Raw genomic sequence first — 22556 nt, forward strand, 5'->3', positions numbered from 1 at the left:
TGCGATTGTCGCACACATGCTTTGCGAGATGCTGCTGCGGCGATGACACAGCGACGTCGAGGGCTGACGCCGAAAGGCAACCCGTCATCCTGAGGAGCGCGGCACGCGCGTCTCGAAGGATGCACGGCCCGGCTGGTGGCCGATTCATCCTTCGAGACGCTGCTTCGCGGCTCCTCAAGATGACGGGAAACGTAGGTTCGCGTCACTGAGCCTCGACACATCCCTGCATCACCTCATCAATCTCCGCGCGCGACAGCGCACCCATCTCGGCGATGAACACGATGCGCGTGCGCGGCACGCCGGGCGACGGCACGCCGCCCGCAGCCAAGGTCGCGCGGCCGCCGGCGAGTTGAAGCACGGTCAGCCGCCCGGGCTGCTCCACCGTCTCGAACAATCCCTTCGCCCGCGCCAGCTTCGGCGCCAGTCTGCCGATCGCCTGCTGCAAGCGCGGCAGCACGACGGGCCGCTCCGAGGTCCAGCTCAGCGTCTCGAAGCGATCGGACGCCGGCCGTCGCGGCGCGGTCTCGCGCGGAGCCGGCACATGATCGAGGTCCGTCGGGAACAGCAGCGCGGCCGGCACCTCGCCATGCAAGGCATCGACCACCACGGCCGCCGGGCGCACCGCACGCACGGCGTCGCGGATCGCGGCGCACGCGGCGGCGTCGGCCAGATCGACCTTGCTCAGCGCCACCACGTCCGCCGCCCGGAGCTGCGAGCGCAGCAGCGCATCGTTCAGCATCGCCGCAGGTTGCGTCGCGTCGACCACGCACAGCACCGTCTCCAGCGGCGCCTCCTTCCAGATCACGGGATCCATCAGGTTGCGCACGATGTCGGCGGGATCGGCGATTCCGCTGGTCTCGATCACGATGAATTCGGGACGCGGATCACGCCGCAGCAACGTGGCGAGTGTGCGCAGCAGGTCGCCCTCCAGCGTACAGCAGATGCAGCCATTGCTCAGGCTGACCACGCCGTCGCCGGCGCCGGCGATCAGCTCGGCGTCGATATTGATCGCACCGAAATCGTTGACCACCGCGGCGATGCGCCGTCCTTGCGCATGCGCCAGCAGATGGTTGACGACCGTGGTCTTGCCCGCCCCGAGGAAGCCCGCGACCAGCAGGATCGGGACCGGCACCTCAGCCCCCCGTGATAGGCCGGCGCACCGGCCGGCCGGGACGCGCCGCGACATCGAGGACACCATCGCTGATCAGCGGCTGGCCGCTGACCACGAGATGCCGCACGCCCTCCGCCGGACGATTCATCGCCGAGAAGGTCGCGCGATCGCTCAGCGTCTCGTAGTCGAACACCACGACATCGGCGTCGGCGCCGACCTGCAGCCTGCCCTTGGCCCGCATCGCCGGCGTGCTCGCCGACAGGATCTCGGCCGGGATCAGCGCGCATTTGCGGATGCCCTCCAGCAGCGACACTTTCTTGCGCTCGCGCACCCATTCACGGATGAAGCGGGTGAAGCAGCCGGCCGAGCGCGGATGCGAGGTGGCATCGTCCGGCAGCGGCCAGGCGTCGCCGCTGTAGGGACGGCCGTCCGACAGCGTCCACGGCATCGCGTCGGAGGCGATTGCGCCGCCCGGATACAGCACCGCCATGTCGAGCAGATCGCGATGATGCGCGTTGTTCTCGATGTCGAGCACATGCCACAGTACCAAGGTCGAGGGCTCTTCGGCCTGTGCCGCCAGCAGCTCCTCGCGACTGCCGAAACGGTGACCGTCGGTCACGCGCTGCACCGAATCATAACCGAGGCCGTTGCGCTCCTCGAATTTCGGATCGCTGAAGAAGGTCGCCGCCAGCACGGTCGAGCCGGTGCCGTAGGGATAGGCCTCCACCGTGATCGGCAGGCCCTGCGCCTGCGCTTTCGCGATCAGCCCAACACAGCGTTCGATATCGGTCTTGCTCGACGAGTTGAAGTGGCAGATGTGCATATGCGCGCCGGTGGCGCCCGCGTAGCCGATCAGGCGGATATAGGCCTCGGCCGCGCTCTCGGGATCGATCCGCGACATGTAGGCGACGTGGGTAAAGGTCGGCACCGCATGATCCGCCGCGAGCTGGCACACCGCGGTCAATTCCTGCACGCCGGCACCCGGCGCATAGGCGTTGAGAATGCCGATGCCGATACCGCCCTCGTTCAGGCCGATCGCGAGGCGCTCCAGGATGCCGCCGACCTCGCCTTCGGTCGCCACGTTTTCGATCCAGCGGCGATCGCGCATCGCGGCACCAAACGATTCCAGCGAGCTTTCCGAATTCGAACCGGTCATCGCGCCGATGCGCGCGAAGGCCCAGTTGGCGGCGGCGCCGTAGTTCAGCACCCTGCCCTTCTCGGCCTGGCGCTTGTACCAGGACGCGACCGGCAACACGCCGGCCTCGAGGTCGAGCGAGGTCGTCACCCCGTCGAACGCCTGCATGCGGTCGGCCGGTATGGTCTGGCCATGCGCGTGCAGGTCGATGAAGCCCGGCGCCACCACGAGCCCGGTCGCGTCGATCTGCCGTTCGGAACCGCCGAGGCCGGTGCCGACCGCGGCGATCTTGCCGTCGACGACGGCGACATCGCCGATCGCGTCCATCCCGCTGGCCGGATCCACCACCCGGCCGCCGCTGATCACCAAGCCACCCATCTCGCCACTCCCCGCATTCCGAAACCGACCGGTCTCCTGTCGAGCACAGAGAAGCGCATCGCACCGATCGCAGCAAGCCGGCCAGGGTTGTGGCGACATGCTGTGACGGAATATCCGCCGCGCTGCGACGGCGATTGCAGAGTGAGGCCCTTCCTACGTTCCGGTTGCGCGCCGCGACGGCAGCCCGCGCCAGAGATCGGGGCCGGGCTTCACGCGGCTCGCCACGAGTTTCGGCGGCGTGCGGTCCCTGGCGATCGCCGCTTCGACCGCACGCTTGAGCCTGACATTGTCGATCTGCGCCAGGAACCGCCGGATGACGGCATCCTGATCTGCGCCCTGACCGGAGATCGCCGCGCACAGCTCCGCGGTCGTCCTGCGGAAGAAGTGGAAGGCGTCATCGGCCGCGCCGCCCAGCCGGTCGACCTCGCCGGCCACACCGAGCGCGTGCATCCGATCATCGTCGTCGAGCGTCACTGCGAAGCGCAGCATGGCAAGCTGCCAGGCACGGAGCAGCTTGCTCTCCGGTTCGGTCGCATTCTCGCGCATCAGTCGAACACCCCGCGCGCCTGACTTCCTTCGGCTGTCGAGCGAGGTCGGACGCGGCGCGACTATCCTTGCGCGGGAATAGGTTTTCGAGGGGAGCGCGCGCCTGATCGCATAGGAATCGCATAGGCGGAGCGCGCCGAGGCCGAGTTCGTTCAGATTCCCTCGAATTGCAGCCGGGCCAGCCGGGCGTAGAGGCCGCCCGCGGCGACTAGTTCGGCGTGGGTGCCCTGCTCGACGATCCTGCCCTGGTCCATCACCAGGATGCGGTCGCAGGACAGAACGGTCGCCAGCCGATGCGCGATCACCAGCGTGGTGCGGTGGCGCATCAGTTCCTCCAGCGCGGTCTGCACCAGCGTCTCGCTCTCGGCGTCGAGCGCCGAGGTCGCCTCGTCGAGCAGCAGCAGCGGCGCATCGCGCAGGATCGCGCGCGCGATCGCGATGCGCTGGCGCTGGCCGCCTGACAGCGTCACGCCACGCTCGCCAAGCTGGGCGTCGAAGCCTTCGGGCAGGCGGCGCAGGAATTCGCTGGCATGGGCGAGATCGGCGGCACGCTCGACCTCGGCGTCGGTCGCATCGGGCCGGCCGAACCGGATGTTCTCGCGGGCGCTGGCGGCGAACACCACGGAATCCTGCGGCACCAGCGCGATGCGCGCGCGCACCTCGGCCGGATCGGCCTGCCGGATCGGCACACCGTCGAGCGAGATGGTGCCGGACTTCGGATCGTAGAAGCGCAGCAGCAGATGGAACAGCGTGCTCTTACCGGCGCCGGACGGGCCGACGATCGCGACCTTCTCACCTGATCGCACCGCTAGCGACACGCCGTCGACCGCCAGCGCATTGGGCCGGGTCGGATAGGCGAAGCTGACATTGTCGAAGCCGACATCGCCGCGCGCCGGCTGCGGCAGCGCACGCGGCGAAGCGGGCGCCGCGATCTGCGGCCTGACGCGCAAGATCTCGAACAGCCGCTCGGCGGCGCCGGACGCGGCCGAGACCTCGCCCCAGACCTCGCTGAGCTGGCCGAGGCCGCTCGCGGCGAACGCCGTATAGAGCACGAACTGGCCGAGCCGGCCCGGGCTGATGGTTCCGACCAGCACGTCGTGCGAGCCGACCCAGAGGATCACGACGACGCTGGCGAACACGATGAAGATGACGATCAGCGTCAGCACCGCGCGCGCCTTGGTCGAGCTGCGCGCGGCTTGATAGGCCTGCTCGACCTCGCCGGCAAAGCGCGTCCTGGCGAGCCGTTCGCCGGTATAGGCCTGCACGGTGCGGATCGCATTGACCAGCTCGGAGGCATAGGCACTGGCATCGGCCAGCGTATCCTGGGCGGTGCGCGACAGCCGTCGCACCCAGCGGCCGAACGCCACCAGCGGAATCACGATGATCGGGATCGCGAGCAGCACGAAGCCGGACAGCCGCGGGCTGGTGATCACCATCATCGCGGCGGCGCCGAAGAACAGCATCAGATTGCGCAGCGCGATCGACACCGACGCGCCGACCGCGGACTTGATCTGCGTGGTGTCGGCGGTGAGCCGCGACACCAATTCGCCTGATCGTGCGGAATCGAAGAACGAGGGCGACAGCGAGATCAGATGCGCGAACACGTCGCGCCGGAGATCGGCGACGATGCGTTCGCCGATCGTCATCACGAGGTAATAGCGCGAGGCGCTGGCGCAGGCGAGCACCGCGACGACCGCGATCATCACGCTGAAATAGCTGTTGATCATCGCGATGCCTTCGGGCGTGAAGCCCATGTCGATCATCCGCCGCACCGCGACCGGCACGATCAGCGTGGTGATCGCGGCGATCGTCAGCGAGATCAGCGCGAGGATCGCCCGGCCCTTGTAGCGCGCCACATAGGGCGCGAGCGCAAGCAACGGCCGCAACCGGGCACGGCTCTTCGCCGGCTCCGTGATCTGGCTCTCGATGAAGGCTTCCTCATCGAGCAACGCGTCGCGCGGGGGCTGCGGGGCGCCGCGCGGGGTCTCAAGCTGTTCGGCTACGCTCATCAATCTAGACCGGTTCTATCGCCCCCCACATAGGCCCGCCGACCCCCGGCTGGCAAATCCGGTAAAGTCCCAATCCGGTGATGGGCTTAGGCCCTTTCTTGGCTTGTTTTGGCGGGCTCCATGGGTTATAGACCCGCGCAAATCCCGTATTCCAGACATCTTGAGACGGGCGCCGGCGCGCCGAAGGAACTGTCATGAAAGCCGATATTCATCCGAATTATCATACGATTAAGGTCGTCATGACCGACGGCACCGAGTACCTGACCCGCTCGACCTGGGGCAAGGAAGGCGACACGCTGAACCTCGACATCGACCCCAAGTCGCACCCGGCCTGGACCGGCGGCACCCAGCAGCTGATGGATCGCGGCGGCCGCGTCTCGCGCTTCCAGAAGAAATTTTCGGGCTTTCTCAAGAAGGACTAAAGTCCGCTTCGGGATCGCCCCGGCGACCACACGCAAAACGCCCCCGTCTCGGGGGCGTTTTTGTTTATTGCGGTCCGCTGCGGATTGGCGGGCCGAACAGGCACTATGGGTCCCGGCCTTCGCCGAGACGACGGCGAGTTTGCGGCACGGCCAGTGAGTCACACATCCGCGCTCTCGCGACATGATCTGTCCGAGCTTTGCTGACGCACGCAGCTTCCCGCCGACCGGAGTCATTTCGTGCGCAAGGCAATCGCCTATTCGTGGCTATGGGCCAACCTTGACCACTTGCGGCACTTTCCAGCTTCCGTCGATGATCGAAGGGGCAGTGTCCTTGGGCCAGTACATTCGCAGCATCAGGACAAAATCGCCCTTGGGCGCCGGCAGCCAGTTCGACTCCTTGTCAGTACCCGGCGACTCGTTCTGGAAGTAGAGGGTCAGCGAGCCGTCCGGATTGAACTTCGGATTGTCGCGCATGCTGACGGTGAACCTGTTCAGCGGATTGGGAACGAACCACCAGCCCTGATCGATCATGTACATGGTGAACGACCAGAAGCCGTTGACGGGTGGTGTCGCATCTTTTGCAAACGTCAATGTGTATTTGTTTGCACCGCTCAGCTTCTGTCCTGTCGAGTCCTTCTCGGTATTCGGATAGACCGCATCACGCTCCTGATTTGCGGGCCAACCGAAGGCCGCCACCACTGCGCGCTTCATGTAATCCGAGGGACCGTAGGTGCCGAGACCCTTCGTGATCGACCAGCCGTCGACGATCCCACCCAGGTTGTCCTTGTTGGCCTCGATTTTTTTCAGAGCGATATTGGGGATGTCTTTCAGCGCTTCCTGTACTGCCGGATCGAGCTTGCCCATCTCGAACGGCTTGCCGGGCACGATGCCGATCTTCGCCATGCTTGCGAGCATCGGTGCATCTGCCGCGGCGGCAGGTGCCGTGGAAGCCATGAGCTTGGCCATCAGATTGAAGTACCCCTGCGTTCCCATGGCGAGAATGACCGTCTGCGGCTTGTCGGTCATGCTGAAGCCCGGATTGGGATTCACCGGGGGCGCGACCGGCGTGTATGGCTTGCCCCACGACGAAAGCGGCGTGATCTTGTATTGCGCCTGCAGCGCGTTGACGGTCTTGTAGTCAGCCTCGGTGCCGTCTGCATAGGTGCGACCGAGAATGACCATGTTGCGCGTCGCCATCGGGAAATGCTTCATATCCGCCGGCACCTCGCCCTTCCAGCCCGGGCCGGTGAAGAGGTAGTTGGCGGCCTTGCCGCCGGCCGTCCGCTTGCTCGGCGAGTGCTCGGAATCCGACATCCACAGATCGGTGATCTCAAAGAGATAGAAGCGATCGCCCATATCCGGATGACTGAATACCTGCGGCTCGGTTAGGTCGAGCCAGGCAACGGAATACAGCGTATCGGCATTGGGCGCGGAAATACCACGATAGTCCGCAGGCGGATAGCGAGGAACGTTGACGAACTGACCGGTGGGACTTGTGAAGCCCTCGACCTTGGGCACGTTGCTCATCTGCACGCGGGTTACTTCCGTCGTAATCAACGAATAACCGTAGACGTAAGCATCGACGGCGATTTGCTGGGCTTGCGTGGGCGATACGGATTGGGCGTTTGCCGGTGCGGTCGCTGTGAGGCACGTCGATATGGCGAGGGTAACGGCGAGAAGAGAACGTCGATTGATCACGTTCATGAATTCCACCTCTTTGCTTTTTGTCCGATGCGATGGTCGGCGCCGGTAATCGGCTCCGCTGAGCAGCCGAAGCAAATTCATCCAACATCGCGCAGATGAAAGCCGATTGATTCAGATCAACGACGTCCGATTTGGGTCAAAGGCGAATATCGGCAAGTTCGAATTGCTTTGGGCCGATTTTGTTGCAAAAGTCGGTTGAGTGAGGCCTCGAACGATGATTCCGTTGTGTTGACGCGATTCTCGGCGAGGTCGATCCATGATGGGCCGTCTGAAGAGTGACCAAGGTCAACTGTTCTACGAGTTTCGTCTTGGCGATGCGGTCCCCGAAGATCATTTGGTGCGGACGATCGATGCTGCTCTCGATCTGTCGTGGCTTCGCGGCGAGCTTGCGTCCCATTATGCGTCCATGGGTCGTCCGTCGATCGACCCTGAACTGATGATCCGGATGCTGGTGGTGGGGTATGTCTTTGCGATCCGCTCGGAGCGATTGATCTGCCGCGAAGTACAGGTGAACCTCGCCTATCGCTGGTTCTGCAGGCTTGGCATCGAAGATGCTATTCCCGACCATTCAGCGTTCTCGCGTGCCCGCAACGAGCGTTTCCGCGAGGGAGATGTTTTTCGCCATGTGTTTGAGCGGGTCGTCGAGGCGTGTATTGCGGCCGGTCTGGTTGGTGGTGAAGGCTTTGCAGTTGATGCGAGCCTGATTGCGGCCGACGCCAACAAGCGGCGCTCGATCGCGGGTCAGGATTGGCGCAGGGATCGCGATCCGGCGAGGTCCAGCCGCGCCGTGAAGGAGTATCTGGCGACTCTCGAAGACACGGCATGGGGTGCCGCTACGGAGGTTGTGCCGAAGTTCGTCTCGCCATCCGATCCCGCGGCGCAGTGGACCGGCGCACACAAAGGGGCGGCATTCTTCGCCTACTCTGACAACTATCTCATCGACATGAAGTTCGGCGTCATCTTGGACGTCGAGGCGTCTCGTGCCATTCGGCAAGCCGAAGTCGGTACCGCAAAGACAATGATCGAACGAACAGAGGAACGTTTTGGCCTCAAGCCGGAGCGGCTCGCGGCCGATACCGCTTATGGATCGGCGCCGATGCTGAACTGGCTGGTAGAGAAGGACATCGCGCCACACATTCCGGTCATCGACAAGTCAAAGCGCGAGGATGGCACCTTCTCGCGCAACGACTTTCGATATGATCCGGCCGGCGACGTCTACCACTGCCCAGGCGGAAAGCGGCTCGGGACAAGCGGCACAGCACACGAGGGCAAGACGCTCTTGTACCGCGCAAGCAAGCTCGACTGCGATGTTTGCCCGCTCAAACCGCAGTGCTGCCCAAAGGAGCCCTCACGCAAGATCCCGCGCGACGTCCATGAGCGCGCCCGAGACGTTGCACGCTCCTTCGCTGGCACCGAGGCCTTTGAACAGTCGCGACGTGAGCGAAAGAAGATTGAGATGCGGTTCGCACACCTGAAGCGCATCCTGAGGCTCGGCCGACTGCGACTGCGTGGCCCACGAGGCGCCCAGGATGAGTTTGTTCTGGCCGCCATCGCTCAGAACCTACGGCGGCTTGCGAGCCTGGTCGCGCGGCCGCCACCGGCACACACGGTGTACACCGCGTAGAGTTGCGTAGAGAGCGTCAGGGCCGGCAAACCAAAGCCGGTCGTCCTTGGCGAGATGGCCGAACAATCCATCGCGAGCAGCCGACTTTTGCAACAAAATCGGCCAGGTGACGTCCGCTTAATGTCTTTTGCCGGCCAACGCGATGAGGAATGCCTTTGATGTCGTCAGCGGGATGGGAGGCACTCCGGCAGTGGGGTGAAGACGTAACTCGCATCGAACCGCTCACTGGCGGAGTCGCGAACGACGTGTGGAGCGTGCGCGTCCAGGGGCACCGCGCGGTCGGTCGTCTCGGTACGAGGAGCGACGCTGATCTCGCTTGGGAGACCGCGCTCCTCCAATACCTCGATCGTGAGGGTCTGACCGTGCCGGTACCGATCCCGACGATAGACGGCCGTTTGTTCGCGGACGGTCTGGTGGTGATGACGTATATGGAGGGCGAACCGCCCGAGACTGAGGCCGACTGGCGTCGCGCAGCCGACACGCTCCGCCGGCTGCATCGGTTGACGGCGCGCTGGCCGCAGCGCCCGGGTTGGCGATCGTCGACCGACCTCCTGCACGCCGAAACCGGGACGAAGATCGACCTCGCCGCGATGCCGCCTGAGGGCGTTGCCCGATGCCGAGCCGCGTGGGCGCGGCTCGTCGGTCGTCAGAACTGCGTCGTCCACGGCGACCCCAACCCGCGCAACATCCGCGTGACCGCAGATCGGGTCGCGCTGATCGACTGGGACGAGTCGCATGTCGACGTCCCCGATCTTGACTTGGTGCTGCCCCACAACGCCGCCGGTCTCGACGGGCGGCGCGCACGACATCGCCGCGCAAGCGTCGGCTGCGTGGGAGGCCGCCGTCTGCTGGGACGACGCGTACGCAATCAAGCGGCTTGCCGACGTTCGAGCGGTCTAGCGCGGACGCTTCGGTCGCTTGAGTTCGGCGACCTTGAACTTCCCCGCGGCCTGCAGGCTGCTGCAAAGCCACCAGGCCCTGTTTCGGTACTCGCCCAGGAACCATTTGGTCTCGACGCAATCGACGTAGGATTTGTAGGTGAGGTTGTCTCGGCACGTCGACGAGAACGGTCCGTGGGTTTGTCCGCCCGTCGACTCGCTGCACCCGACCCAAGGGTCCTTGCCATGCGGGAGGCTCGATTCGCAGCCACCGTTGCAATTGCTGGCGACTTTCTCCAGCGCGGCAATCCTGCCCAGCACTGAATCCGGCGCCGGCGACGGCGCTCGAGCGGTTGACGACAACGTCTGGGTGGTTCTCGATCTCCGGTGAGATGCCCCCGTGGTCACCACCTGTGTCGGACGATTTGGCCTTGCCACCGGCTTCGGCGCCTCGACCGTGATGGAGGGAAGCGGCTTGGCGGGGTCTGTTTGCGACGCTGCCGGGCCGCACAGCCAGACAGTTGACAACACGGCGACGGCTGAAGGCGCGACAAGGCTCGACGGCAATCTCATGACATAGCCCTCCCAAATCCGGGACGGAAATGCCGTCCCGACGAGGGCACGGTACCATACAGCCCGAGTTTGGCTACCTAGGGTTGAAGATAAATCTCCCAGTGTCTCACGATCGACGTCGACATGGCGGCGAGAGAACGCCGACCGCTCGCACCGTTCCGGCGTCTGCTCCCCGGCCCAAAGCTGAGCTCGAACGGCTCTTGCCGATATTCGCCTTTTGACCCTGGCTGTGTGAAAATGCTGGGCTGCTGTTATGATTCTCCTGTGATTCTTTGGGGGAATCGATGAGGCGCTTCGTTGAAGAGGCGGATCGTGGACAGCGGTCGCTGTTGCCCGAATGCCTCGATGACTTCATTGACGAGAGCAACCCTGTTCGCGTGATCGACGTATTTGTCGATGCGCTCGGTTTGGCTGAGATGGGCTTTGAGGGTGTGGAGCCGGCGGCCACCGGTCGGCCGTCGTACCATCCCTCGGTGCTCCTGAAGCTTTACATTTACGGTTATCTGAACCGGGTACAGTCGAGCCGGCGGCTGGAACGAGAGGCCGGGCGCAACGTCGAGGTGATGTGGCTGCTGGGTCGGCTCGCTCCCGATCACAAGACGATTGCGGACTTCCGCAAGGACAACGGCCTGGCGCTGCGCAGGGTATGTGCGCGCTTCGTCGAACTCTGCCGAGAGATGGGTCTGCTGGCGACGGCGAGCGTCGCCATCGATGGCAGCAAGTTCAAGGCCGTGAACAACCGGGACAGGAACTTCACGCGCGCGAAGATGGAGCGACGGCGTGCTCAGTTGGAGGAGAGCGTCGCGCGCTATCTGAGCCAACTTGACACGGCCGACCGCCAGGAGCCGACCGAGGCCCTGGCCACGAAGGTGACGAGGCTTACCGAGAAGCTGACGAAACTGAAGGAGGAAATGGGCAAGCTTGCCGTCTACGAGAAGCAGATGCTTGCGTCACCCGACCAGCAAATCTCCCTGACCGACCCCGACAGCCGCTCGATGGCGACGAGCGGGCGCGGCTCTGGTGTTGTCGGCTACAACGTACAGGTCGCCGTAGACACCGAACACCATCTGATTGTGACGCACGAGGTGACGAACAGCGGCTCGGATCGGGCACAACTTGCCAATATGGCCAAGCGGGCGAAGGCTGTTCTGAAGACTGAGACGCTCGAAGCTGTAGCCGATCGCGGCTACTTCAACAGCCCAGAGATCCTTGCGTGCCACGAAGCGGGCATCACGGTAACTCTGCCCAAACCGCTAACGTCCGGCGCTAAGGCAGACGGACGCTTCGGTAAACAGGACTTTGCCTATTTGCCAGAGGAGGACGTCTATCGCTGCCCGGCCGGGGAGCGGCTATCATATCGCTATACGAATGAAGAAGACAGCAAGGTGCTGCGGCGCTACTGGACCACGGCCTGTCAAAGCTGTTCGCTCAAGACCCAATGCACGCCTGGGTCAGAACGGCGGATTACGCGATGGGAGCATGAGCATCTGCTCGAGGCTGTGCAGCAGCGCCTTGATGCAAGCCCGCACGCCATGCGTCAGCGCCGCGAAACTGTCGAGCATCCGTTCGGCACCATGAAGGCCCGCATGGGAGCGACACACTTCCTCACCAAAACGCTTCCGAAAGTGGCGGCCGAAATGGCGCTCTCCGTCCTGGCCTACAATCTGACACGGGTCATGAACATCGTCGGGATCAAGCCGCTGATGGCTGCGATCGCGGCATGACACCAATCCAGTCCCGACTGCCTCGGGACTGGCGTTTTTACACGACCAAGACCCGAAGCGGTTACTTAAGCGACACCGACACGCGGTGGCATCGGATCGATTTTGCAGGCCCACGCCGTTAGGTCAGCGGTTCTGCCCCATGGTCTCTTGTTCAGAAGTTGCTGGCGCCCCCTACTCTCGATCCAGCGGCCATGCTTTGGTCAAAACTGCGTTGAGTGTTTGGCAGGGGTCATCGACTTGGCGAAAATACGATCGCCCTCCTTCGGGTGACATGGAACCGGGTGCCAGGTCGTTCCCTACCGCATTCTTGAGGTGCCCACCGCAAAGGCTTGTGATGGAACGGGCAAGGTTCGATAAGGCCGGGATGTTCGCTTTTGGCGATGCTCGGAGCGCTGTGACCTACTCGATCGAACTTTTTATCGTCACCGCGATCTACGGGAGCCTTGCGGCCTCCGCACATTTCCTTCCCGCTATCAATCCGACCGCGACACCGCTGTGGCCGCCAACCGGGGTTGCGCTCGCGCTGATGCTGCTGCGTGGCTACCGGATCTGGCCCGCGATCCTGCTGGGCGCCGTCGCGCCTTACCTGATGACCGACCGATCGCTCCTGGAGCTTGCCGCCGCCGGGATCGGCACCCTCCTTGCTGCACTGGCCGGGACATGGCTGATCGGACGCTGGTCGAACGGTTGCCAGACGTTTGCCACACCATCCGGTGTCGCAAAGTTTGCAGGCATCTCCTTTGCGCCGACCGCGATGATCAGTTCATTCACCGCCCTGGCCGGATCCATCTTCGTCAACGAACCGAGCTTTCCCGATTCCGTCGCCGCCGGGCTGACCTGGTGGCTTGCCGACGCAGCCGCGACCCTGGTGATTGCTCCGGTCATCGTGCTCTGGGCGATGATGCCCTTACGGATTTCCTCCAGGTGGGATCTGTTGGAATCGATCGCAGTTATCGCCCTCGCTGGTCTCATTGGGATCGTGGCCTATAGCCCGCTCATCGGCAGTGACCTCGTCAGCGACGATCTCAACGTTGCGTTGCCGCATCGCAGCCTGCTGGGCTTTCTGGCTTTGCTCCCGTTGATCTGGGCTGGCCTGCGCGGCAATCGATGCACCGCGGCTACGGCTGCGCTCATTTTCACCGGAATGGCAGTCTGGGGGTTCGCGTTCGGTAATGATCCGTTTCCGAAAACGGATCCGAACGGAGCATTGTTGTCACTGCTCGTGCTTTCGATCAGCGTATCGGCGCCCTCTCTTGCCCTGGGAGCGGCAATTGCCACGCGTCAGACCACGGAAGCCCATCTGCTTTCCGTGCAGGACCAACTGAACGGTCAACTTGAACGGAACGCCTTGGCGCTCGACAGCATCAGACGGCACTTCCAGACCCTCATCGAAGGCGTCGTCGACTATGCGATTTTTGCGCTTGATCGAGAAGGACACGTTACGAGTTGGAATAGCACCGCTCAAAAGATCATCGGCTACACCTCGGAAGAAATCATCGGCAAGCATTTTGGAATATTCTATCGGCCGGATGAACGCCGCGCGGGTTCGCCGACACACGCGCTGGAGACGGCAATCGAAAGAGGCAAGTACGACGTAGAGGGTTGGCGCATCAGAAAGAATGGTACGCCGTTCTTCATCACGGGCTCGGTCTCGTCGAGCCATGATGACTCAGGAAATCTGATCGGCTTTATCAGTATTCTGCGGGACGCAACCGAGCGACGCGACGCGGAGGAGAAGCTGGTTCAGGCACGCGAACAGCTCGCGATGTCGCAGAAAATGGAGGCAATCGGCAAGCTGACCGGCGGGATTGCACACGACTTCAACAATCTATTGATGATCATCGGAGGCAGTGCCCAGATCTTCACACGCCTGCTTGATCCAAAACTGCCCAAGGCAATTGAAGCCATACAGACCGCGGCCAAACGTGGCGAAAGCCTCACCCGCCAATTGTTGACATTCTCTCGTCATCAGCATCTCAGCCCGACGGTCGTCGATCTGAATGCGTCCATCAAGAACATGCGGACCATGATCGAGAGCTCGCTGCGCGGGAACATCGTGTACAATGAGAACGTCGGCGAGGGCGTAGCGTCGGTCAAGGTGGACCTCGCCGAGCTGGAACTTGCGATCGTCAACATCGCCGTTAATGCGCGCGATGCAATGCCAAGCGGCGGCACGTTCACCTTATCCGTGCATGCGGTGACCGCGAACCAGGAAACCGGCGGCGATCGCCGCGCAAAGGCTTTCTTTGCGATCGCGCTTGGCGATACCGGCACCGGCATTCCGCCAAACCTGCTGTCCAAGATGTTCGACCCGTTCTTCACGACCAAAGAGGTCGGCAAGGGGACCGGGCTCGGCTTGTCCCAAGTCTATGGTTTCGCGCACCAGGCCGGCGGAACGGTGACGGCGGACAGCAAGGTTGGACAGGGAACAACGATTACCATCTACTTGCCGTCCTGCGCGGACGAGCAGACCACCAGTAAAGAGCTGGCCGCTGCCAGAACAAGAGCAAGGCAGCCGCAGCGGCAGACGGTTCTCGTTGTCGACGACAGCCCCGAAGTGGCGGATGTGACTTCCTCGCTGTTCGAGCATCTGGGTTATGACACGATCTATCGAGATTCGGCCGAAGCGGCGCTGAAATTGCTCGACGCCGGTACAAAGATCGATCTCGTCTTCAGCGATATCGTCATGCCCGGGACCATCGATGGCGTCGGGCTCGCGAGAGAAGTCCGGTCGCGATACCCCGGTTTGCCGATCGCCCTTACAACCGGCTACAGCGATGCCGCAAAAGCAGCTCCGCCAAGTCTAAAAATACTCCGCAAGCCGTTCGATACCGACGCACTGAGAGATTTTATCCACGATCTTGCGCCGCCGCGACCACCACGATCATCCGGCGCGCCCATGACGTCGAACACGACTGAAGCCTCGCGCAGAAATTGACCGGTCGCGCCATTGCAGAAGCAGCTCGTCGCGCAGCTTGGCGAAGCGTTGATCCGCACCATCGCCGCTGATGGACATGACTGCTGCTAGCGATCCTGGAAGGCCAGCCGCGCGCCGAGCGCGACCAGGATGCTGCCGCCGATCCGCTGCATGATGCGCTGCGACCGCTTCGAGCGCTGCAGCCTCGACATCACGGCGCTGGCGAAAAACACGCAGACGATGTCGACCGCCGAGAAGGTCAGATTTACCGTTGTGCCGAGCAGAAATAGCTGGGCCCAGACTGGCAGGCCGGCCGACGCATCGACGAATTGCGGCAGGAACGCCAGGAAGAAGATCGCCGTCTTCGGATTGAGCACCTCGACGACGATGCTTTGCGCGAAGGCGCGCTCCGCGGAGAGCGGCGCAAGTGTGGGGCGCTTTGCATTGTCGCGGTCGCGGAACAGCGACAGCCCGAGCCAGACCAGATAGGCCGCACCGGCAAGCTTCATCGCCATGAACAACGGCGGCACCGCATGAAACAGCAGAGCGAGGCCGGCCGCCGCGGCGACGACATGGACATAGCCGCCGAGATGCAGCCCGAGCGAGGCCATCAGCCCCGCGCACCGGCCGCCCGCCAGCGTGCGGGCCGCGGCGTACAGCATGGCGGGACCCGGGATCAGCGCGAAGGTCGCGGTCGTGACCGCGAAGGCAACGTACAATTCCATGTGTGTGCGTCAATCTCTGAAGGGGTTGAGCGGGCGCAACTTCCTCCGCCGTCATTGCGAGCGAAGCGAAGCAATCCAACTGCCCGCATATGCCGATGGATGGATTGCTTCGTCGCTATCGCTCCTCGCAATGACGGTCTGGAATTTGTTCAAGGCGTCTCAGCTCGCCGGAATCATTGCCGCGACCTCGCGATCAGTCGGATTGTCGCTGGCCTCAAGCCCCGCGATGACGCCGGCACGATCCTCGAGCTTGCGGTTCTGGCTCATCTTCTTCTTGGCGTCGATCCGCGTGATCGGCATCCGGAAGCCGACGATCCCGCGCAGCTGCGCCTTGATGAAATCGTCAGGCGCATCGCTCACCTGCCAGACTTCCGGGCGCGAATTCTCGTGCAGCTCGGTCAACCGGGTCACGATATCGAGCAGGCGGTCGGCATCCTCGAAGAACTCGGCCGGACCATAGGCGTGGACGGCGACGTAATTCCAGGTCGGCACCACCTTGCCGTGCTCGGCCTTGGTCGCATACCAAGACGGCGTCACATAGGCGTCGGGCCCCATGAAGATCGCCATCGCTTCGCCGACCGCCGGCAGCCTCCACTGCGGATTGGGCCGCGCGACGTGACCGTACAGCGTGCCGTAGTCGCCCTCGTTCTCATTGAGGATCAGCGGCAGCGGCGTGCCGATCAGGCCATCGGCGGTTGCGGTGACCAGCGTCGCGAGCTTTGAGGCCCGCATCGCGGCGTGGATCGGACCGAGCTCATCGATCTTGAAATGCGGCGGCAGGTACATTGCGAACCTCTCGGCAGACCTTTGGCAGGCCTCATCAATTGCTGCTCCACCATAGCGCCGAAGTGGCCTATGGTAAGAGCCACTTTCGATCATCTTGATTGGTCCACTATGCCCCGCCTGCGCGCCACGATCAGCATCCCTTCGCTCCGGGCGGTCGACCGCGCCGCCGGACAGGTCGGGCGGCAGATCGCGCAGGCCCTGCGCGCCGCGATTGCGAGCGGCGAACTGAAGGCCGGGGAATTCCTGCCGTCAACGCGCGCGCTGTCGGCCTCGCTCGGCGTTGCGCGCGGCACGGTCACGGAAGCTTTCGAGCAGCTGCTGGCCGAGGGCTATCTGGAATCGCAGGTCGGTGCTGGCACCCGCGTCGCGCCGACGCTTGCCGAGCAGGCGCGGCCCGTCATGGTCGATCGCAAACCGAGCAAATCGGCGCCGATTCAGTTGCCGCCGCGCGCGGCGTGGCTTGCCAAGGTGGCGGCAGCCTTCATGCCGATGCCGGAAGTCCCGTTTGCAATCGCGGTCCCCGGCGGCGCGGTCGCGCCCGACGACCATTGGCGCCGCCTCGGCAACCGCGTGCGCGCATCGCGCGCCGCGGCGCCTGCGAGCTATGGCAATCCGCGCGGCCTGATCGAGCTGCGGCAAGCGATCGCCGACTATGTGCGCAAATCCCGCGCGGTGCATTGCGAGCCCGAGCAGGTCGTGATCACGGCCGGCACCCAGCAAGGCCTCTATCTCGCCGGCCGCGTGCTGCTGTCGTCAGGCGATCGCGTCTGGGCCGAGGATCCCGCCTACCCCGGCATGACCGCCGTGCTCGACGATCTCGATCTCTTCACCACGCGCGTTGGCGTCGATGCGCAGGGCATCGACGTCGATGCCGCGATCGCCGCGTGCCCGCACGCACGCGCGGCTTTCGTGACGCCGTCGCATCAATATCCGCTGGGCATGCCGATGAGCATGGCCCGCCGCAATGCGCTGGTGGCGTGGGCGCAACGAAGCAATGCGTGGATCGTCGAGGACGATTACGACAGCGAGCTGCGCTATGCCGGGCATCCCTTCCCGTCGATGCAGGGCCTCGCGCCATCGCGGGTGATTTATCTCGGCACGCTGAGCAAGGTGCTGTTTCCCTCGCTGCGGCTCGGCTATGTCGTGGCGCCCGCGCCGCTGATCGACGCCTTCGCCGGCGCGCGGGCACTGCTCGACCGGCATTCGCCGACCGCCGATCAGCACGTCTTGGCGGCCTATATGCGCGAGGGCTTGTTCGAAGCACATATCAGGCGCATCCGCGGCGTCTACGCCGCACGGCGTGCGACGCTGATCGCGGCGCTGACGCGTCACATGCCTAGTGACGTCACGCTGCAGCCGAGCGACCAGGGCATGCATCTGTTGTTGTGGCTGCCCCACGGCCTCGACGATGTGCAACTGGCAAAATCAGCGCTTGCCGCCGGCATCGTCGTGCGGCCGATTTCACCGATGTACAAGGCCGCACCACGCGCCGGCCTGATGCTCGGCTTCGGCGGTTTCGAACCGGAAGAGTTGGAGGCGGCGGCGATCAGGCTGCGGCGCGTGATGGATCAGCACACGTCGCCGCGGCGGACCAAGCCACGCCGCGCGGACGCGTCACACTGATTGCCCGGATTACTGCTCGAACGCCGCCTTGAGGCGGTTGAGCTGCGGCACCAGCGGGTTGCCGATCGTCGAGCGATCCGGCGCCGGCGCGTGGATCGTGGTGTCGAGGCGGCGGACGCGCGCCTGCAGATCCATCGAACGGGCGATCAACTGCTGCAATTGCTCGGGCAGCTTGGTCACCATGTCGGCCGGGCCGGGATCGGCGGCCGACAGCTTGACCTTGGTCTTTTCGCGATTGGCCTGGGTCAGCGTCATCTCGCCTTCCTTGACCGCGCGATGCAGCAGCAGCCAGGACGCGAGCTGCATCAGCCGCGTGGTCAGGCGCATGCTTTCGGTGGCATAGGTCAGGCTCACGGACCGTTCGAGCGCCTTGGCTTCGGCACGTCCGTCACCGTCGAGATAGGCGGCGGTCTGCTCGACCAGGTCCATGCCTTCCCGGAACAGCACGCCGAATGCCGCAGAATTGGTCAGCCGTTCACTGAACAGCACAAGCCCGGCTTCGCTCTGGGAACGATCGGCCATGGTTAACGCCCTCACACCATCGTAACGCCCGCTGGCATCTGACGCGCCAGCTTATGATGAACAAATCATTGCGCGGGCGCGCCGAAGAGTCCAGCCGCAACCGGATTTATGGTTTCCAGCCGATAGGACGCACAAAAAAGAGCCGCCGTTTCCGGCGGCTTTGAAGTTGATAACAGGGAGGCGTCAAACAGAGTGGACAGGAGCCACTCGGTGTCCAAACGAGGACAATGCAGTCATAATCGAGAAAGCTTAACCGATCGTAAATGAACGGATTTCTTCAGGCTTTGTTTGCCATGTCGGCCATTGACCTAGTTTGGGACAGGCCTCTTCTCCTTCCCCCTGAAAGGGGGAAGGTCGGGATGGGGGTCAACCGCAGGCGACGGCGTATGTGGAGAGAGCTGATCCCCACCCGCTTTGCTCTGGCGAGCAAAGCGACCTCCCCTTTTCAAGGGGAGGTGGAGCCGCGTAGCCCGGATGGAGCGCAGCGAAATCCGGGAAACGCCCATCCGCGGATAACACTGCCCCGGATTGCGCTGCGCTTCATCCGGGCCACGACAGCAATGAGATCGCCGAGCTACGACTTGAAGAACGCGTTGGCGGCATCCTTCGACGCGCGCTTCTTCGTCATCGCCTCTTTCAGGCGATCGACTTCGGCGTTGAGCAGCGCGATGCGCTCCGTCAACTCCTCGACCGACAGCAGCGAGAGATCCTGGCCGATCTCATGGCTGATTTTCTTCCGCGGCCGGTCCTCATCCTCAATCGGCATGTGTCCTCCCCGCGATGCTGATCTGGCGCCCTGCGTCCAGCGATGATAGATATCCGTCCAGAGGAGAATTTTGCAGTGACTTTCGTGTGCGCGCAACAGCTGACGCGAATGCCCCGGCCCGACCGCAAGGAGTCTGACCGGACGGGATAGTTGCGCGCCTGCGCGCGAGGCATGAGCCGACCCCAAGCCCTTCCGATCATGCGGGAGGGCTTTTTGATTTTCCGCTTTGATTCTTGCGGGGTCGGCATCACCGAACGCGAAAGACCTTAACCCATGACCAAGATTCTCATCACCAGCGCGCTGCCCTACGTCAACGGCGTCAAGCATCTCGGCAACCTCGTCGGCTCGCTGCTGCCCGCCGACGTCCACGCCCGCTTCCGCCGGCAGACCGGCTGCGACGTGCTCTTCATCTGCGCGACCGACGAGCACGGCACACCGGCCGAGCTCGGCGCCATCGAGGCCGGACTGGATGTCCGGGCGTTCTGCGACGCACAGCACGCCGTCCAGGCCGACATCTACCGGCGCTTCGGCTTGTCCTTCGATCATTTCGGCCGCACCAGCTCGCCGTACAACCATGCGCTGACGCAGCACTTCTATCGCCGGCTCGATGACGCCGGGCTGATCGAAGCACGCACCTCGCGGCAGGTGTTCTCGCCGGCCGACCGCCGCTTCCTGCCCGACCGTTATGTGCTCGGCACCTGTCCGCATTGCGGCGACGCTGGCGCGCGCGGCGATCAATGCGACCATTGCGGCACACTGCTCGACCCGCCGGACCTCATCGATCCCCGCTCGGCACTATCAGGCGACCGCGCGCTCGAGATCCGCGACAGCCGTCATCTCTATCTGCGCCAGTCGCAACTAGTCGAGAAGATCGACGCATGGATCGACAGCCGGAGCGGATGGCCACCCTTCGTGGTGTCGACCGCGAAGGGCTGGCTCAATGCGGAGCTGCGCGACCGCTGCATCACGCGCGATCTCGCCTGGGGCATCGCGGTGCCGCGCGACGGCTTCGACGGCAAGGTGTTCTATGTCTGGTTCGACGCGCCGATCGGCTACATCGCGGCGACGCAGGAATGGGCCGACGCCGCGCCAGGCCGCGACTGGCGGCAATGGTGGTGGCAGGCCGATGACGTCAGCTACATCCAGTTTCTCGGCAAGGACAACATCCCGTTCCACACCGTGAGCTTTCCGGCGACGCTGATCGGCTCGGGTGAACCGTGGAAGACCGCCGATGTGATCAAGGGATTCCACTGGCTGAATTACGAGGGCGGCAAGTTCTCGACCAGCAGGAAGCGCGGCATCTTCACCGATGCGGCGCTGGCGGAATTGCCTGCCGATCTCTGGCGCTGGTGGCTGATCGCCAACGCGCCGGATAGCGCCGACACCGATTTTGGCGTCGCCAGATTCGTCGCCGACGTGAACAAGGATCTCGCCGATGTCTTCGGCAATCTCGCCAACCGCATCATCAGCTTCGCGCATCGCGCCTTCGACGGCCGCATCCCGGATGGTGGCGCTCCCGGCGATGCCGAGCGACAACTCGCGCTTGAACTAGAGCAGCGCATCGCAGCGCTGCACCGCCATCACACGGCGCTGGAATTTCGCGCAGCGGCGGCCACGACCCGCGCGATCTGGGACACCGCGAACGCTTATCTGCAACACGCGGCACCCTGGACAGCGATCAAGTCCGATCCGGCACGCGCGGCAGTCATCACCCGCACCGGGCTCAATCTTGTCGCGCTCAGCGCCACGCTGGCGTGGAGCATCGTGCCTCACCTCGCGGCGCGCGTGCTCGGCGCGCTCGGTCAGAGCGATGCCGTACCGCGCTGGCCCACTGGCCCACTCGTTCCGCTGCTCGATCGTGGCGCGGGCACGCCGGTCGCAAGGCTCGGCCCGCTGGTCGAGAAAATCACGCCTGAGAGAGCCAGCCAGCTCACGGCGCGGTTCGGGGCTTAATGGCGTTTCGCTTCGGTGGAAAAGGCGGTATGCCATCCGCCGATCCTCTCCACTGACCAGGGACCAGCCATGCCAAATCTGCCCGCGCAAATGACCGTCGTTGCCATCAGCAAGCCGGGTGGCCCTGAGGTGCTGGTGCCGGAGACCCGCGCGGTGCCGGTGCCGAAGGCCGGCGAGATTTTGGTCAAGGTCGCGGCCGCCGGTGTCAATCGTCCCGACGTCGCGCAGCGCTCCGGCTCCTATCCGCCGCCGCCCGGCGCCAGCGACCTGCCCGGCCTCGAAATCGCGGGCGAAGTGGTCGCGCTCGGCGAAGGCGCAAAGCACAAGATCGGCGACAAGGTGATGTCGCTGGTCGCCGGCGGCGGCTACGCGCAATATTGCATCGCGCAGGACGCGCAGGCGATGACCGTGCCGCCCTCGCTGTCGATGCAGGAAGCCGGCGCGATTCCGGAAACGCTGATGACGGTGTGGCACAATGTGTTCGAGCGCGGCGCGCTCCAGGCCGGGGAGACGCTGCTGATCCACGGCGGCTCGTCCGGTATCGGCACGATGGCGATCCAGCTTGCCAAGGCGTTCGGCGCCAAGGTGATCGTCACCGTCGGCTCGCAGGACAAGGCCGATGCCTGCCTCAAGCTCGGCGCCGATCACGCGGTCAATTACAAGACCGAGGATTTCGTCGAGGCGGTGAAGAAGGCCACCGGCGGCAACGGCGCCAATGTCATCCTCGACATGGTGGGCGGCGATTATATCGACCGGAACTATGACGCCGCCGCGGTCGAGGGCCGCATCGTCCAGATCGCGTTCCTGTCGGGAACACCGAAGGCCACGGCCAATTTCGCCAAGCTGATGGTCAAGCGGCTGCACCACACCGGCTCGACCCTGCGCCCCCGTAGTAATGCGGACAAGGCGGCGATGGTCGCCGCGATCGAGGCAAAGGTGCTGCCCTTGCTGCGCGAAGGCCGCGTCAAACCGCTGATGGACAGCACATTCCCGCTGGAAAAGGCCGCCGACGCGCACCGGCGCATGGAGACCAGCGAACATATTGGCAAAATTGTGTTGGCGGTTTAACCCTCGCGACGGAAGCAGGGGCGGAAACCCTTTGATTCCCTTCGCTTTCGTGTCATTTATCGCGCCACCGCCGGGCCGGTCGCCGGGTCCGG

The 22556-nt window shown here is 64.0% G+C and carries 17 protein-coding genes and 1 pseudogene; 8 read left to right on the forward strand and 10 right to left on the reverse strand.

Annotated features, from left to right (window positions below; translation table 11 throughout):
- Positions 1 to 202: 202 nt before the first annotated feature.
- The 4 genes from ACVIHF_RS30800 to ACVIHF_RS30815 all read right to left on the reverse strand — a co-directional run bounded on the left by ACVIHF_RS30800 (position 203) and on the right by ACVIHF_RS30815 (position 5179).
- Positions 203 to 1132 (reverse strand): CobW family GTP-binding protein, encoded by a 930-nt coding sequence (locus ACVIHF_RS30800; RefSeq protein WP_456793016.1) that lies wholly within the window; start codon positions 1130 to 1132, stop codon positions 203 to 205.
- A 1-nt stretch (position 1133) separates the two neighbouring features.
- Entirely contained in the window at positions 1134 to 2624 is a 1491-nt protein-coding gene (locus tag ACVIHF_RS30805) for an amidohydrolase family protein (protein WP_225646583.1), read from the reverse strand.
- Positions 2625 to 2777: 153 nt separating this feature from the next.
- Positions 2778 to 3170: a hypothetical protein gene (locus ACVIHF_RS30810; protein WP_310881236.1), complete on the reverse strand. Its 393-nt coding sequence runs from the start codon at positions 3168 to 3170 to the stop codon at positions 2778 to 2780.
- Between the two features lie 152 nt (positions 3171 to 3322).
- Positions 3323 to 5179, reverse strand: a complete 1857-nt coding sequence (locus tag ACVIHF_RS30815; protein WP_310881235.1) for an ABC transporter ATP-binding protein/permease — start codon at positions 5177 to 5179, stop codon at positions 3323 to 3325.
- Between the two features lie 194 nt (positions 5180 to 5373).
- Between ACVIHF_RS30815 and rpmE the strand changes: the two genes are divergently transcribed.
- Entirely contained in the window at positions 5374 to 5601 is a 228-nt protein-coding gene (gene rpmE, locus ACVIHF_RS30820; RefSeq protein WP_016845230.1) for a 50S ribosomal protein L31, read from the forward strand.
- A gap of 264 nt (positions 5602 to 5865) precedes the next feature.
- Here rpmE and ACVIHF_RS30825 read toward each other — a convergent pair whose 3' ends face one another.
- Positions 5866 to 7305 carry a DUF1254 domain-containing protein gene (locus tag ACVIHF_RS30825; protein WP_253606566.1) on the reverse strand — a complete coding sequence of 480 codons (1440 nt, stop codon included), beginning with the start codon at positions 7303 to 7305 and terminating at the stop codon, positions 5866 to 5868.
- 256 nt (positions 7306 to 7561) lie between these two features.
- Between ACVIHF_RS30825 and ACVIHF_RS30830 the strand changes: the two genes are divergently transcribed.
- Together ACVIHF_RS30830 and ACVIHF_RS30835 are read left to right on the forward strand one after the other, a co-directional pair.
- Positions 7562 to 8929 (forward strand): IS1182 family transposase, encoded by a 1368-nt coding sequence (locus ACVIHF_RS30830; RefSeq protein ID WP_310883540.1) that lies wholly within the window; start codon positions 7562 to 7564, stop codon positions 8927 to 8929.
- 158 nt (positions 8930 to 9087) lie between these two features.
- Positions 9088 to 9829: pseudogene (locus tag ACVIHF_RS30835) on the forward strand (phosphotransferase enzyme family protein).
- Here ACVIHF_RS30835 and ACVIHF_RS30840 read toward each other — a convergent pair.
- The gene (locus ACVIHF_RS30840; protein ID WP_456793017.1) at positions 9826 to 10380 is read right to left on the reverse strand and encodes a hypothetical protein; all 555 of its coding nucleotides are present in this window, start codon (positions 10378 to 10380) and stop codon (positions 9826 to 9828) included. The pseudogene ACVIHF_RS30835 and the gene ACVIHF_RS30840 overlap by 4 nt on opposite strands.
- A 284-nt stretch (positions 10381 to 10664) precedes the next feature.
- Here ACVIHF_RS30840 and ACVIHF_RS30845 point away from each other — a divergent pair, with 284 nt between their 5' ends.
- Both ACVIHF_RS30845 and ACVIHF_RS30850 read left to right on the forward strand, forming a co-directional pair.
- A complete protein-coding gene (locus tag ACVIHF_RS30845) occupies positions 10665 to 12104 on the forward strand; it encodes an IS1182 family transposase (RefSeq protein WP_253607763.1) in 1440 nt (479 codons plus the stop codon).
- 394 nt (positions 12105 to 12498) lie between these two features.
- Positions 12499 to 15042, forward strand: a complete 2544-nt coding sequence (locus ACVIHF_RS30850) for an MASE1 domain-containing protein (protein WP_456793018.1) — start codon at positions 12499 to 12501, stop codon at positions 15040 to 15042.
- Positions 15043 to 15128: 86 nt separating this feature from the next.
- Here the strand turns inward: ACVIHF_RS30850 and ACVIHF_RS30855 are convergent, their stop codons facing one another.
- Both ACVIHF_RS30855 and ACVIHF_RS30860 read right to left on the reverse strand, forming a co-directional pair.
- Positions 15129 to 15746 (reverse strand): LysE family translocator, encoded by a 618-nt coding sequence (locus ACVIHF_RS30855; RefSeq protein ID WP_456793019.1) that lies wholly within the window; start codon positions 15744 to 15746, stop codon positions 15129 to 15131.
- 159 nt (positions 15747 to 15905) lie between these two features.
- Positions 15906 to 16532 carry an FMN-binding negative transcriptional regulator gene (locus ACVIHF_RS30860; RefSeq protein ID WP_456793020.1) on the reverse strand — a complete coding sequence of 209 codons (627 nt, stop codon included), beginning with the start codon at positions 16530 to 16532 and terminating at the stop codon, positions 15906 to 15908.
- A gap of 108 nt (positions 16533 to 16640) precedes the next feature.
- Between ACVIHF_RS30860 and pdxR the strand changes: the two genes are divergently transcribed.
- A complete protein-coding gene (gene pdxR, locus ACVIHF_RS30865; RefSeq protein WP_456793021.1) occupies positions 16641 to 18155 on the forward strand; it encodes a MocR-like pyridoxine biosynthesis transcription factor PdxR in 1515 nt (504 codons plus the stop codon).
- A 9-nt stretch (positions 18156 to 18164) separates the two neighbouring features.
- On the opposite strand, the gene rcdA is transcribed toward pdxR, so the two are convergent.
- On the reverse strand, positions 18165 to 18677 hold the full coding sequence (gene rcdA, locus ACVIHF_RS30870; protein WP_028333674.1) for a protease adaptor protein RcdA: 513 nt from the start codon (positions 18675 to 18677) through the stop codon (positions 18165 to 18167).
- 574 nt (positions 18678 to 19251) lie between these two features.
- Complete coding sequence (locus ACVIHF_RS30875; RefSeq protein ID WP_016845225.1) at positions 19252 to 19443, reverse strand: DUF1192 domain-containing protein; 192 nt, start codon at positions 19441 to 19443, stop codon at positions 19252 to 19254.
- A gap of 273 nt (positions 19444 to 19716) precedes the next feature.
- Between ACVIHF_RS30875 and metG the strand changes: the two genes are divergently transcribed.
- Positions 19717 to 21396 carry a methionine--tRNA ligase gene (gene metG, locus ACVIHF_RS30880; protein ID WP_253606551.1) on the forward strand — a complete coding sequence of 560 codons (1680 nt, stop codon included), beginning with the start codon at positions 19717 to 19719 and terminating at the stop codon, positions 21394 to 21396.
- Positions 21397 to 21465: 69 nt separating this feature from the next.
- Positions 21466 to 22464, forward strand: coding sequence for an NAD(P)H-quinone oxidoreductase (locus ACVIHF_RS30885; RefSeq protein WP_057017706.1), 999 nt, complete (start codon positions 21466 to 21468; stop codon positions 22462 to 22464).
- Positions 22465 to 22556: the final 92 nt, after the last annotated feature.

The sequence above is a fragment of the Bradyrhizobium sp. USDA 4506 genome (assembly GCF_054058795.1).